Origin of the sequence: Brevibacterium jeotgali (genome assembly GCF_900169175.1) — a bacterium.
Taxonomy (GTDB): domain Bacteria; phylum Actinomycetota; class Actinomycetes; order Actinomycetales; family Brevibacteriaceae; genus Brevibacterium; species Brevibacterium jeotgali.
Genome location: NZ_FXZM01000021.1, coordinates 1 through 11,825, shown reverse-complemented (window position 1 = coordinate 11,825; position 11,825 = coordinate 1). Strand labels below are relative to the sequence as shown.

Here is an 11,825-nt window from a genome sequence, read left to right as displayed (position 1 = left end):
GTGCCGCCGGTGGAGTTCGAGCGGGGCATGGTCGCGGCGGTTGAGACGGTCGGGGGCGAGCAGGAAACGTCACTCACGCACGCCGCGTGAGGTGGCTCACGTGTCTACAGCTTGCGGGTAACCCCACCACCGCGGCATGACGAGCCAGCACGCGAAGACCGCTGTCGCGTGGTGGTTGCACCAGCACACCACGAAGCCTGCTGACCCGTTCAGCCTCGTGAGGTCTCACCATTGGAACCCACCGAAGCGATCACCCAGCATCGCCGAGGAACAAATCGGGCCAGCTGCCTATGACACCGCGTTCAGCCCGGAAGACGGCAACGGGATCCAGCAAGGATGGGGAGGAAGATCCCGGTAGACACGCCCAAGCCAGACACACTTTTTGGCCTTTAACCCAAGACTTCACCCTGGACCCCACCCGCAGGTACCAGAAGCAATAAAAAACACCCCGAGCCGAAGCTCGGGGTGTTTCCGATGTACTGAGACATCACATCTGCGGTGAGTGTGGGATTCGAACCCACGGACCCTTGCAGGTCAACGGTTTTCAAGACCGTCACATTCGGCCGCTCTGTCAACTCACCACTCGCCGACCGGAGCCAGCGCCCAGCTATTCTCGCACATGCCGTGGAGCAACTGGACATCAGCAGTGCCGGTGCACCACCGGACATGACAACGCCGGGACATCGTCACGATGTCCCGGCGTTTCTGCTGGTCGGGATAGCGGGATTCGAACCCACGACCTCCTCGTCCCGAACGAGGCGCGCTACCAAGCTGCGCTATATCCCGGTGCTGTGAACAGCTCCAGAGAACCTGACAGCGAGACACAGTTTACCCATAATGACCTGCGAACTCCTAATCGAGTAGCCGGTAAGGTGCGACACAGACGAACCGCAGATCCGCCCGCCCTCTTCATGCACCGACGGGTCTCGCCCATCGACCCGCACACCGGCCCCAGGAGGGATATGGCTCTGACGACTGAGAGCGTCGCCGATGCCGCGATGCGCATCCTCTCAGACTTCGGTCTGGGCGACCTCACGATGCGTCGCCTCGCGCGAGAATTGAGCGTCCAGCCCTCTGCCCTCTACTGGCATGTCGCAGACAAGCAGTCGCTGTTCGTCCTCCTGGCCGGACGGATGGCGGCGGAGGCCGACGACTTCGACCGCCCCGCACCGGGTCAGGGACGGCTCTCGAGCACTGTCGATGCGATCATCGCGTACCGCGGCGTGCTCCTGCAGTACCGGGAGAGCGCTGACATCGTGTTCCTGGCCTACGCGCACTCCGGTCGCACGGTGCTCCCCGCAGCGCTTGCAGACCTCGACGAGGAGACTCGCGACGTCATCACTCCGTTCGTCCTGGGATCCATCGCGATCCAGCAGAATCGGCGCCTCTTCGAGGGAGTGACCGCTCCGCCGGGCGATCGAGAAGAAGGCCCCGGCACGCACGCCGAAGCCTCCTTCCGCACCGGTCTCATCCGGCTGCTGACCGCCTGAAGGTCAGAGTCGCCGCCTGATCTTCTTAGCCGCTTCCTCAAGGACTGCGGCGTCGGTGAAGCCCGCCCGGCTGCCTGCGTCGAAATCCGCGAGTGAGGTCGTGGGCCATACATGGATGTGCACGTGCGGGATTTCGTAGCCCTGGACCATGAGTCCCACCTTCTCGCATTCGAACGCCTCGTTCTGCGCCTTCGCGATCGTCTTGGCGACTGCGAAGAGGTGAGCGGAGAGATCGTCGTCGAGGTCGACCCAGTGCGCGATCTCCTCCCGGGGGACGACGAGGACGTGCCCTTCGGTCATCGGCTGCACATCGAGGAACGCCACGCACAGCTCGTCCTCGTACACGAAGACGCCCGGGATCTCGTTCTCGATGATCTTGGTGAAGAGGGATGCCACGTGTTCTCCTCCGTGTTCCGGGGCCGCTGCGGCCCGCTCGGTCATGTCGGAGTCAGCGTAGCCGCCGACGCCTCACCGCACGAAGCGGCCGAGGTCCCGAGGCGTCCCGAAGTCCGCGGTCTCCTCATCGAGGACGGAACCGGACGCGTCGGCGAGCAGAGCCGTGCGGTGAGGACCGCCTCGGCGGGCGTCGAAGACTCCGCAGGCGCGCGACAGGGCCCCGTGGGGCCAGAAGTCGGACAGGAGCGGGACTCTGTCCCACTCATCGCCCAGTTCAGCGACCGCCCACGCACGCAGTGTGTACTTCGTGTCGCACGAGACGATCAGCGGTGCGATTCCGCGCGAACGGAAGGCGCCGGCCAGCGCGACGAGCTCCACCAGCTCGTCGGCGCAGACCGGTGTGAATGCGTAGGGGACGAAGACGAGCAGCACCCCTCCGGAACCCGCTTCCCGAAGGAGCGGAACATCCTCCCCCGTATGTGCGGGGAGCATGAGGTCCGGAAGGGTGCGTTCACTCACCCGTAGTTCTTCTTGCCCACCAGTCGGTAGCCGGACCAGTCCGGCGCAGCACTCACCGTCGAGGTGACGTGCATGCCCGCGGTCGGCGCGGCATCGGAGATGTCGGCCGGACGGATGTGACCGTCGCGGTTGGGCTTGGGTGTCAGCAGCCAGATGATGCCACCGGTGGACAGAGTGGTCTGCGCGTCGACGATCGCATCCGTGAGATCCGGATCGTCTGCGCGCCACCACATGATGATCGCGTCGAAGACGTCATCAACGTCATCATCGGCAAGCTCCTCCTCAAGGACTTCCTCGATCGATTCGCGAAGATCGAAGTCGACGTCCTCGTCGTAGCCGATCTCTTGTACGTACTGTCCCCGCTGGAAATCGAGCGGAGTCGATGCGGAGTCCTGCATGTCCCTCTCTGAGGCAGAAGTGCTCATGCGACCATTCTCCACATCCCTGTCCCCCGGGCAAACGCCCGGGGGGCGATTCCCCCGGAATGAGAGGCGAGCAACACGTCTTCACTCGTCCGGTGCGCCGTTCAGCCCATATGCTTGGGGCAACCCCAGAATGGGCGGCGCCATCGCAGACGGCTCAACCGTGCCTCCGTGGCGAAGCCCGCAGGTGCTGTGCAGCAGCACCGCAACTTCAATGAGGAGGAATGCCGTGCCGACTAACCCTGGAGGACCGATCCTCAACGGTCTCCCCAGTCAGATTCCGGATATCGATCCGGAGGAGACCAGGGAATGGCTCGATTCGCTGGACGGCCTCATCGCCGAGGCGGGCCCCGTGCGCGCCCGGTACATCATGCTCAGCCTGCTCGACCGTGCACGCAAGAGCAATGTGGGCGTCCCCAGCCTCACGGCCACGGACTACATCAACTCGATCAGCCCCGAGGAAGAGCCCTGGTTCCCGGGTGATGAAGAGGTCGAGCGCACGTTCCGCCGCTGGAACCGCTGGAACGCGGCCATGCTGGTGCACCGCTCGCAGCGACCCGGCATCGAGGTGGGCGGCCACATCTCGACGTACGCGTCCTCCGCGACGCTCTACGAAGTGGGGCTCAACCACTTCTTCCGCGGCAAGGACCACCCCGGCGGAGGAGACCACATCTTCTACCAGGGCCACGCGTCCCCCGGGATGTACGCCCGCAGCTTCCTCGAGGGTCGCATGAGCGCGGACCAGCTGGACGGCTTCCGCCAGCAGGCCAGCCACATCGTCGACGGCAGGAATCTGGGCATCCCGTCCTACCCCCACCCTCGTCAGATGCCGGAGTTCTGGGAGCACCCCACCGTCTCCATGGGAATCGGCCCCATGAACGCGATCACCCAGGCGCAGTTCGACAAGTATCTCCAGAACCGCGGGATCAAGGACACCTCACAGCAGCAGACGTGGGCGTTCCTGGGCGACGGTGAACTGGACGAACCGGAGAGCCGCGGGATGCTGCACGTCGCGGCGTACGAAGAGCTCGACAATCTGAACTTCGTCATCAACTGCAATCTCCAGCGCCTCGATGGACCCGTCCGCGGCAACGGAAAGATCGTGCAGGAGCTCGAGTCATACTTCCGCGGCGCCGGCTGGAACGTCATCAAGGTCGTCTGGGGACGCGAATGGGACGCCCTGCTCGCCAAGGACCGCGACGGGGCTCTGGTCAACCTCATGAACCAGACGCCCGACGGCGACTACCAGACGTACAAGGCGGAGGACGGAGGCTTCGTCCGCGACAACTTCTTCGGCCGCGACCCCCGGACCAAGGCGATGGTCGAGGACCTGACGGACGAGCAGATCTGGAACCTCAAGCGCGGCGGTCACGACTACCGCAAGGTCTACGCCGCCTATCGCGCCGCGCAGGCGCACACCGGGCAGCCCACCGTCATCCTCGTGAAGACGGTGAAGGGCTACTCACTCGGACCGTCGTTCGAGGCGCGCAACGCGACGCACCAGATGAAGAAGATGACGATCGACGACCTCAAGCTGGCACGCGACCACTTCTCCGTCCCGATCACGGACGCACAGCTCGAGGAGAATCCCAAGAAGCCGCCGTACTACCACCCCGGCGTCGATGCCCCGGAGATCGAGTATCTGCACGAGCGCCGCCGCAAGCTGGGCGGATACACCCCGGAGCGCCGGTCGAAGTACACGCAGTTCGACCTTCCGGGGAAGAAGGCCTATGAAGCCGCCAGGCGCGGTTCCGGGAAGCAGACCATCGCCACGACGATGGGCTTCGTCCGCGTCCTCAAGGACCTCATGCGCGACAAGGAGATCGGCCACCGCATCGTGCCGATCATCCCGGACGAGGCTCGCACGTTCGGGATGGATTCGTTCTTCCCCACCGCGAAGATCTACAACCCGCACGGTCAGAGCTACATCTCCGTCGACCGCGACCTGTTCCTCGCGTACAAGGAGGCGACGGACGGGCAGCTGCTCCACGTCGGCATCAACGAAGCGGGCGCCACTTCCGCGCTGACCGCAGTGGGAACGTCCTACGCGACTCACGGCGAACCGATGATCCCGTTCTACATCTTCTACTCGATGTTCGGATTCCAGCGGACGGGCGACTTCTTCTGGGCGGCCGGCGACCAGATGACCCGCGGCTTCGTGCTCGGTGCGACCGCCGGCCGCACGACGCTCACCGGAGAGGGCCTCCAGCACGGCGACGGCCACTCGCACCTGCTTGCGTCGACGTACCCGTCGATCGTGTCCTACGATCCCGCCTACGTCTACGAGATCGGCCACATCGTGCGAGCCGGTCTCGAGCGGATGTACGGACAGGACCCGGACAGCCCGGCGATCGACCCGAACGTCATGTACTACATCACGATGTACAACGAGCCGATGCAGCAGCCGAAGGAGCCCAAGGGACTCGACGTCGACGGCCTCCTCAAGGGCATGTACAAGGTGGCCGACGGCCCGGACACCGGCGGACCGAAGGTCCAGCTGCTGGCGTCCGGCGTCGCGGTCGCATGGGCCTACGAGGCCCAGCAGCTCCTGGCGGACGACTGGGGCGTGAGCGCGGACGTCTGGTCCGTCACCTCGTGGAGCGAGCTGCGTCGTGACGGACTCGCCGCGGACGAGCAGCGCCTGCTCGATCCCTCTGCGGATCCTCAGGTGCCGCATGTGACCTCCGCGCTCCAGGACACCTCCGGGCCCGTCGTCGCCGCGAGCGACTACATGCGGGCGGTGCAGGACCAGATCCGCCAGTACGTGCCGAACCACTACACCTCGGTGGGCGCGGACGGCTACGCGATCTCCGACACCCGGCCCGCCGCGCGCCGCCACTTCCTCATCGACGGCCCGTCGATCGCCGTGCAGGCCCTCATCAGCCTGGCCGACACCGGCGAGATCGACATCTCGAAGGCCACCGAGGCCGCGAAGAAGTACAAGCTCGATGATCCGACCGCGGGTTCATCGGGATCGCTGGAGGGCGGCGCCGCCTGACGCGCCCTTCGCACGGCGACGGGGTCGGAATGGTCGCAGTGGCCATTCCGACCCCGTCGCCGCTCTATCCGGAGTTGTCGAGTGTCCACAACGCAATAGGGCCCCAAGCACGATAGTGTGGCTCGCATGCTGGCTTCGAGATCGACCCACCAGGCGTCGCCCGGGCGCACCGACACCGCCCGCCGACTCCAGGCCCGCGAGGAGCAGCTGGGACACGTCGTCATACAGCGCCTCGATGCACGCCTGGCGTGGTTCCGCAGTATGGATCCCGCAGACCGGCAGTGGGTATCAGTGGTCGCCAAGTCGGGCATCTCATCCTTCATCGACTGGTACCAGGACCCCGCCACTCCCCTGCGCGGCGTCCTCGACGTCTTCCGCTCCGCACCGCGTGAGCTGGTCCGCTCCGTATCGCTCCAGCAGACTCTGCAGCTTCTGCGCGTCGTGGTGCAGGTCGTCGAGGAGCGCGTGCCGGACCTCGCCCAGCCGCGCGAGCAGCCCGAGCTGAAGGAAGCGGTGCTCGTCTACTCCCGTGAGATCGCCTTCGCCGCGGCGGACATCTACGCGCGTGCGGCGGAGGCCCGCGGCAGCTGGGACGCGAGACTCGAAGCGATGGTGATCGATGCGCTCGTCCGCGGGGACTCGGTCGACGAGCTCGCGAGCCGATCCGCAGCCTTCGGCTGGCAGTCGCAGGGAAGCGTGTCCGTCCTCATCGGTCGAGCCCCCCGGCGCTCCGCGCACAAGAGCATCTCCGAGATCCGTCGCGCCGCCCGGACATGGGCAGAAGACGTGCTCGTCGGCATCCACGACGACCGGCTGCTGATCGTCCTGGGAGGCGCTGAGGACCTCGAGGCCGCGTCGCTCGCCCTCTCCCACTACTACGGCCCCTCCGATGTCGTGGTGGGACCGGAGGTGTCGACGCTCGCGGAAGCAGGCGCCTCAGCCGCATCTGCGCTGTGGGCGCTGCGGACCGCCTCCGCCTGGCAGTCGACACCGCGACCCGTCCACGCACACGACCTCCTGCCGGAACGTGCGATCGCAGGCGACGGCACCGCGACCACAGCACTCATCGACGACGTGTACGCGCCGCTCGCAGCCGGGAGCGGAAGTCTGCTCGAGACTGTCGCTGACTATCTGGACCACGGCGGCTCCCTCGAAGCGACCGGGCGCTCACTGCATGTCCACCCGAATACCGTGCGCTACCGTCTGAAGAAGATCACTGGACTCATCGGCCACGACCCGACCGAGCCTCGCGCTGCCTTCGTCATCCGCATAGCCTTGGTGCTCGGTCGACTGTCGACCGTGGGACAATTGGCGCCACCCCACAAACCCACTTCAGGATCCTGACAGCTCACGTAGTCTGCAACACTGAACCTAACGATGGGATATCACTGCTCGTGCTAGTCACCGCATGCCCTGGACAGGGCGCACAGAAGGCCGGCTTCCTCACGTCCTGGCTCGAACTCCCCGGCTTCTCCACCACGCTCGGCACGCTCGCCGACGCCTCCGGGATCGACCTGCGCACGCACGGAACCGAATCCGACGACGCGACGATCACCGACACGGCGATCGCTCAGCCGCTTCTCGTCGCCGCGGCGATCGCTTCGTTCACGGAGATCTTCGGCGACGACCTGCAGACGGATATCGTCGCGGGCCACAGCGTCGGTGAGATCGGCGCAGCCGCCATCGCAGGCATCCTCTCCCCCGCACAGGCGATGACACTCGTCCAGGCCCGCGGAGCGGCGATGGCCGATGCCGCAGGCGCGGCGGCCTCCGGGATGGCCGCCGTGGTCGGCGGGGATCCGGACGGCGTCCTCACCGCCATCACGGATGCCGGCCTGGAGCCCGCCAATGTGAACGGCGGCGGTCAGACGGTCGCAGCAGGCGCTTCAGAACGCATCGAGGAGTTCGCGGCGAACCCGCCCGACCGAGCCCGGGTCATCCCGCTGAAGGTCGCCGGGGCGTTCCACACGTCCTTCATGAGCCCGGCATCCGACGCCGTCGCAGCGACCGCGAAGACACTGTCCCCGCAGGACCCCTCAGTGACGATCCTCACGAACTCCGACGGCACCGCAGTCCCTTCCGGCGCCGACTACCTGGATCTCCTCGTCTCTCAGGTGACGAATCCAGTGCGCTGGGACCGTTGCCAGGAGACACTGCTCGCATCCGGCGTGACAGGCATCCTCGAACTTGTCCCCGGCGGCACCCTCACCGGACTCGCCAAGCGTGCGATGAAGGGAGTCGAGGTCTTCCCCGTGAAGTCCGCCGACGACATCGAAGCAGCCCGAGAATTCGTACGCGCGCACGCAGGCGCCTGAGCTCCACCATCCGGGAAGGACTCCCCAGTGACCACTCTCACCACCACACCGGCCAACACCTACTCGCGCATATCCGGGATAGGCGGCTACCGGTCTGAGCACGCTGTGCCGAACGATGCGCTCGTCGCCGCCATCGACTCCTCCGATGAATGGATCCGTCAGCGCACGGGCATCGTCACCCGCCACCGTGCGGGGGCAGACGTGGGCGTCCTCGAGATGTCCGAGGAGGCCGCGTCGGAAGCGATCGCGAACGCCGGCATCAAGCCCAGCGATGTGGGCGGCATCATCATCGCGACGGTCACCTTCGGGTACCCCACACCGTCCGCGGCCTCGGCCCTCACCCAGCGACTGGGCACCGGCCCCGTGCCGGCGTGGGACATCTCCGCAGCGTGCGCGGGCTACTGCTACGCGATCGCCCAGGCGGACGGTCTGGTCCGCTCGGGCGTCATGGACAACGTCCTGGTGATCGGAGCAGAGAAGCTCTCAGACTTCGTCGATCCGACGGACCGCTCGATCTCCTTCCTCCTGGGAGACGGCGCAGGCGCGGTCATCGTGTCGTCGTCCGACACTCCCGGGATCGGTCAGAGCGTGTGGGGCTCCAAGGGTGAGAACTGGGAGACGATCCGCGTCACCCATTCATTCCTCGACATGAAGAAGGATCCCGAGTCCCCCTTCCCGACACTCCGCCAAGACGGCCCCAGCGTCTTCCGCTGGGCGGTGTGGGAGATGGCCGAGGTCGCGCAGCAGGCACTCGACGCAGCCGGAGTCGGCCCCGAGGACTTGTCCGCGTTCATCCCCCATCAGGCGAACATGCGGATCATCGATGAGCTCTCGAAGCAGCTGAAGCTGCCGGAGACCGTCACCATCGGGCGCGATATCGCAGAGAACGGCAACACCTCCTCCGCGTCGATCCCACTCGCCACGGAACGGCTGCTCCGGGAGGACCCGACCCTGCACGGCAAGCTCGCTCTGCAGATCGGCTTCGGAGCGGGGCTGGTCTACGGCGCACAGGTGGTCGTCCTCCCCTGAGGTCGGAGCACCGATGACGTAAGATCTCGCTGGGATCGTCGTCGAATCACGTTTCCTGCAAGCCGCCGCGGCGCACTCCAAGCCCGGCGGGAAGAAGAGAGAAGGATGAAGAATGGCACAGAGCGAAGCTGAGGTCCTCGCCGGACTCGCAGAGATCGTCAACGAAGAGACCGGCCTGGAGACGGACGCCGTCGAAGCCGGCAAGTCGTTCACCGACGACCTGGACATCGACTCGATCTCGATGATGACCATCGTCGTGAACGCTGAGAAGAAGTTCGGCGTCAAGATCCCGGACGACGACGTCAAGGACCTCATCACGGTCCAGGACGCCGTGGACTACATCGTCAAGGCCCAGCAGGCCTGATCACCTCCCTTTCCGCGGGGTCGGCGAACCCGGCCCCGCGGAGGTCCCACCCAACGATTCGACGAGGTTTCACACAATGACTTCCACTGTCGTCGTCACCGGCATCGGTGCCGTCACGCCCCTGGGTGCGACCGCCCAGGAGACATGGCAGGCTGCGCTCGCGGGCACCAGCGGCGCCCACACCCTCGACAACGACTGGGCGGAGAAGTACGAGCTTCCCGTCGACTTCGCAGCCACCGTCGCACCCGGCGTCGTCGAGGAACGGCTCAAGAAGGTCGAGTCCAAGCGCCTCGACCCTGCCAGCCGCTTCGCACTGATCGCCTCACGCGAAGCGTGGGAGGACGCGGGCTCGCCCGACGTCGAGCCCGAGCGCCTCGCAGTATCGTGGGCGACCGGGATCGGCGGTGTCTGGACACTGCTCGACGCGTGGGACACCCTGAAGGAAGAGGGCACCCGCCGCGTCATGCCGCTGACCGTGCCGATGCTCATGCCGAACGCGCCTGCGGCTGCCGTGGGCATGGAGTTCACGGCCCGCGCCGTCGTCCAGACCGTCGTGTCGGCCTGCGCGTCGTCCACGGAGAGCCTGGGCCAGGCGTTCGAGATGATCCGTTCCGGCAAGGCCGATGTGGTCATCTCAGGAGGTGCTGAGGCGGCGGTCCACCCCATCACCCTGTCCGCGTTCTCCTCGATGCGCGCCCTCTCGCGCCGCACGGATTCGCCTGAGACCGCTTCGCGTCCCTTCGACGTGGACCGCGACGGGTTCGTCATGGGTGAGGGCGGCGCCACGCTGATCCTCGAGAGCCGCGAGCACGCAGAGGCTCGAGGTGCCACGATCTACGCCGAAGTCGCCGGCTGGGGCACTTCGAACGACTCGTACCACATCACGGCCGGTGAGCCGGAGGGTGCCGGATCGATCCGAGCGATGCGCACGGCGATCGAGTCCGCCGGCATCGCGCCCTCGGACATCAAGCACATCAACGGACACGCGACGTCGACCCCGGTCGGCGACATCCCCGAGTCGTACGCTGTGAACATGCTGCTGGGAGACGCTGTCGACGACGTGCGGTTCTCCGCGACCAAATCGATGACAGGCCACCTGCTGGGCGGCGCGGGAGCCGCAGAGGCCATGTTCACCGTCATGGCCCTCAAGGAGCGGGTCGCCCCGCCGACGATCAACATCGAGACGGTGGACCCGGACGTGCACCTGAACATCGTCCGCGACACCCCGGCGCAGCTGCCGGACGGCGACATCGCCGCGATCACGAACTCATTCGGGTTCGGCGGCCACAATGCGGTCGTCTCGTTCCGGAGCGTCTGACGCGGGCCCGTCCCGGCCGTGAGCGGTCGGTGAGGACATGAGAAGGAGCAGGGGCCGGTGCACACGCACCGGCCCCTGCTCCTTCGTCACCGCGTTCGTCACCGCGCGAGTCCGGTGAGAAGCTCACTCTCGGATCAGTCTGCGCCCTTCTTCGTCCGCCGGTCACTCTCGTCTTCGAGCGCCTCGACGAGCTCATCCTTGGACATCGTGGAGCGTCCGTCGACGTCCAGCTCCCGCGCCTGCTCGTACAGCTCGTCCTTCGTCGCGTTGGCGTTCACGCCTCCGGCCGTCTCGCCACCGCTCTGGCGGCCACCTTCGGCGCGCGAATCCGACGGACCCGATTCGTCCTTCGGCCGCCAGTGGTCGCCGACCTTCTCGTGCGTGCGCTTGAGCGCCGCCCACGCGGTCTGCGCCGCCCGCGACTCGTCGTCGTACTCATCCATCGCAGAATCGTGCGCCTTCGCCCAGGTGCGCTGAGCCTTCTCGTCAGAACGCTGAAGCGTCTGAGGAATCTCAGTCTCCTTGGCGCTGCCCTGCTGCGTCGTCTTGGGCATCGAGTCCACCTCTCTTCGACCTGGTCGACAAGGAAGCTTGGCTGACTACCACGGTACTCACGACGGCGGCGATTGCACAGCCTCGGGTTAAAGGCCAGAAAGTGCGTCCGTGATCGGGCGCTCGCCCGCACCACAACTGAGCAACAGGCCAATCGCTTAGCTCCCGGGGCGGTCAAGTCCCTGGTAGTGGTGTAACGGTTGGATCCCTCGTCGAGGGGTCTCAGGCGCTGAGTTCGAATGGGATGTCGGGGTCGGTGCTCACCTCGCCTCCGGTGGTCTCGACGGACGTGAGTCGGCAGCGGGCCAGGACCTCGAGTCCGAGGTACCGACGGCCTTCGGCCCATTCATCAGTCTGCTCAGCCAACACCGCTCCGACCAGCCGCACGATCGCGACTCGATTGGGAAAGATCCCCACGGCGT

12 protein-coding genes and 2 tRNA genes are annotated in these 11,825 nt (G+C 66.2%); 7 read left to right on the top strand and 7 right to left on the bottom strand.

All coding sequences use genetic code 11. The features are described 5' to 3' along the window. Positions 1 to 496: 496 nt before the first annotated feature. Positions 497 to 581 (bottom strand) — tRNA-Ser (locus BJEO58_RS14200). A gap of 128 nt (positions 582 to 709) precedes the next feature. Beyond that, a tRNA-Pro gene (locus BJEO58_RS14195) sits at positions 710 to 786 on the bottom strand. 176 nt (positions 787 to 962) lie between these two features. Between BJEO58_RS14195 and BJEO58_RS14190 the strand changes: the two genes are divergently transcribed. Next, positions 963 to 1,490 (top strand): TetR family transcriptional regulator, encoded by a 528-nt coding sequence (locus BJEO58_RS14190; RefSeq protein WP_180951983.1) that lies wholly within the window; start codon positions 963 to 965, stop codon positions 1,488 to 1,490. Between the two features lie 3 nt (positions 1,491 to 1,493). Here the strand turns inward: BJEO58_RS14190 and BJEO58_RS14185 are convergent, their stop codons facing one another. The 3 genes from BJEO58_RS14185 to BJEO58_RS14175 form a co-directional block, all read right to left on the bottom strand. Beyond that, positions 1,494 to 1,886: an HIT family protein gene (locus BJEO58_RS14185; RefSeq protein ID WP_101590118.1), complete on the bottom strand. Its 393-nt coding sequence runs from the start codon at positions 1,884 to 1,886 to the stop codon at positions 1,494 to 1,496. 72 nt (positions 1,887 to 1,958) lie between these two features. Then, positions 1,959 to 2,405, bottom strand: coding sequence for a redoxin domain-containing protein (locus BJEO58_RS14180; RefSeq protein ID WP_101590117.1), 447 nt, complete (start codon positions 2,403 to 2,405; stop codon positions 1,959 to 1,961). Next, positions 2,402 to 2,830: a DUF3052 domain-containing protein gene (locus tag BJEO58_RS14175; RefSeq protein WP_101590116.1), complete on the bottom strand. Its 429-nt coding sequence runs from the start codon at positions 2,828 to 2,830 to the stop codon at positions 2,402 to 2,404. The genes BJEO58_RS14180 and BJEO58_RS14175 overlap by 4 nt, the downstream gene beginning before the upstream one ends. Before the next feature lie 226 nt (positions 2,831 to 3,056). Between BJEO58_RS14175 and aceE the strand changes: the two genes are divergently transcribed. From aceE to BJEO58_RS14145, 6 genes are all read left to right on the top strand, one after another. Next, positions 3,057 to 5,825 carry a pyruvate dehydrogenase (acetyl-transferring), homodimeric type gene (gene aceE / locus BJEO58_RS14170; protein ID WP_246075990.1) on the top strand — a complete coding sequence of 923 codons (2,769 nt, stop codon included), beginning with the start codon at positions 3,057 to 3,059 and terminating at the stop codon, positions 5,823 to 5,825. A 126-nt stretch (positions 5,826 to 5,951) separates the two neighbouring features. Continuing rightward, complete coding sequence (locus BJEO58_RS14165) at positions 5,952 to 7,169, top strand: PucR family transcriptional regulator (protein ID WP_101590114.1); 1,218 nt, start codon at positions 5,952 to 5,954, stop codon at positions 7,167 to 7,169. A 50-nt stretch (positions 7,170 to 7,219) separates the two neighbouring features. Next, entirely contained in the window at positions 7,220 to 8,140 is a 921-nt protein-coding gene (locus BJEO58_RS14160; protein ID WP_101590113.1) for an ACP S-malonyltransferase, read from the top strand. A 27-nt stretch (positions 8,141 to 8,167) separates the two neighbouring features. Continuing rightward, the gene (locus BJEO58_RS14155) at positions 8,168 to 9,169 is read left to right on the top strand and encodes a beta-ketoacyl-ACP synthase III (RefSeq protein ID WP_101590112.1); all 1,002 of its coding nucleotides are present in this window, start codon (positions 8,168 to 8,170) and stop codon (positions 9,167 to 9,169) included. Positions 9,170 to 9,281: 112 nt separating this feature from the next. Beyond that, a complete protein-coding gene (locus BJEO58_RS14150; protein WP_087005850.1) occupies positions 9,282 to 9,533 on the top strand; it encodes an acyl carrier protein in 252 nt (83 codons plus the stop codon). A gap of 76 nt (positions 9,534 to 9,609) precedes the next feature. Next, on the top strand, positions 9,610 to 10,851 hold the full coding sequence (locus tag BJEO58_RS14145) for a beta-ketoacyl-[acyl-carrier-protein] synthase family protein (protein WP_101590111.1): 1,242 nt from the start codon (positions 9,610 to 9,612) through the stop codon (positions 10,849 to 10,851). Between the two features lie 134 nt (positions 10,852 to 10,985). Here BJEO58_RS14145 and BJEO58_RS14140 read toward each other — a convergent pair whose 3' ends face one another. Next, positions 10,986 to 11,405, bottom strand: coding sequence for a ChaB family protein (locus tag BJEO58_RS14140; RefSeq protein ID WP_101590120.1), 420 nt, complete (start codon positions 11,403 to 11,405; stop codon positions 10,986 to 10,988). A 220-nt stretch (positions 11,406 to 11,625) separates the two neighbouring features. Next, positions 11,626 to 11,825 (bottom strand): transposase (locus tag BJEO58_RS14135; RefSeq protein ID WP_180951982.1); only part of this gene is annotated, 200 nt, incomplete at its 5' end.